At 59.8% G+C, this 1,514-nt stretch carries 2 protein-coding genes; both read left to right on the top strand.

Annotated elements, in window-relative coordinates; genetic code table 11:
- The coding region (locus V7665_RS13590) for a phosphatase PAP2 family protein (RefSeq protein WP_335665071.1) at positions 1-210 on the top strand (210 nt) is incomplete at its 5' end.
- A 40-nt stretch (positions 211-250) separates the two neighbouring features.
- Positions 251-1,345, top strand: coding sequence for an isoaspartyl peptidase/L-asparaginase family protein (locus V7665_RS13585; RefSeq protein ID WP_335665070.1), 1,095 nt, complete (start codon positions 251-253; stop codon positions 1,343-1,345).
- The last annotated feature ends 169 nt before the right edge of the window (positions 1,346-1,514 follow it).

Genomic DNA, 1,514 nt, shown 5'->3' with positions numbered 1-1,514 from the left:
GAAGTCGGCATCCCGGCGCAGCTGGTCGCCGCCTTTGTCGGCGTCGCCCGGGTACAGGCGCACAAACATTATTGGTCGGATGTGCTGGTCGGCGCGGCGATTGGCGAAGCGGCCGGATTTCTGATTACATCGAAACGCAATCCCGATGTCGAGGTCATTCCCTTCGGCGACACGAAGAGCGCCGGGGTGGTTGCGCTGGTCAAATTTTAGGGCATAAAGAGGCGACGAAAAGTGATCGGGGAAAACACATATGTTCAAAGCAATTTTGGGGGCCGCGGCCATATTGTCGCTCGGCAGCGCGGCCTTGGCGCAAGCTGACACCGACGACGCGCGCTGGTCGATCGCCATTCACGGCGGTGCCGGCACCATCAACCGCGACAAGATCACCCCGGAACAGGATGCGACCATTCGCGCAGCCCTGAGCGAAGCACTGGCGGCAGGCTCAAAAATCCTCAAAGACGGCGGCAAGGCGATCGATGCGATCACCGCGACGATCATGATCCTCGAAAATGATCCCAATTTCAACGCCGGCAAGGGCGCGGTGTTCACCTGGGACAAAACCAACGAGCTCGACAGCAGCATCATGGACGGCAGCGACCTGTCGGCGGGCGCGGTCGCCGGGATCAGCGGCACCAAAAACCCGATATTGCTGGCACGGGCAGTGAAAGACAAAAGCCCGCATGTCATGCTGTCCGGCGCAGGCGCCAACCAGTTCAGCCGCGAACAGGGGCTGCAGCAGGTCACCCCCGATTATTATGCCACCCCCTACCGGCTGCAGCAGATTGAAGATGTGCTCGCCAAAAAAGTCAGCGTCGCCGATGTCGACTATAAATATGGCACGGTCGGCGCCGTCGCCATGGATCAAGAAGGCCATATGGCCGCCGGCACATCCACCGGCGGCATGACCGGCAAGCGCTGGGGCCGGATCGGCGACAGTCCGATCATCGGCGCGGGCACCTATGCCGACGACCGCAGCTGCGCAATTTCGGCGACCGGATCGGGCGAATATTTCATCCGCCTCGGCGTCGCCCACGAAATCTGCGCCCGCATCCGGATGCGCTGGCCGATCGCCATTGCGGAAGCGCAATTGACCGTGCCGAAGGATGAGGAAGGCAATTACACCTACGCCATCCACGCCAGCGAATTCATGTTGTCGGACGAGGAAATCCAGCAGATTGCCGATGACGTGATCGCCGAACTGGGCGAACTTGGTGGCGACGGCGGCATCATCTACGCCACCCCCTGGGGCCAGGCTGGCTATAGTTTCAACACTGCGGGCATGTATCGCGGACGGGCAACCAGCGAGGGCGAGCAGAGCGTCTCGATATATGGGGATGAGGACTGAGGCTTATATCAATGCCATGGCATTGACGTTTTAGTGCTGACGGCTGCGATGAGTTAAAAAGGAGACATTGCGGATGCAGAAACTACCGTTCCGCAATCGCCCCGATTGTGTTCTCTAATACGTCAAGGGCAACTGCTGTTTTCCTGAACTGGTGCGATTGCCTTTGGGT

It is taken from the genome of Parasphingorhabdus sp., assembly GCF_036964675.1.
Taxonomy (GTDB): Bacteria; Pseudomonadota; Alphaproteobacteria; order Sphingomonadales; family Sphingomonadaceae; genus Parasphingorhabdus.
Note: the sequence above shows the minus strand (reverse complement) of the source record. Positions and strands in the feature narration are given on the sequence as shown.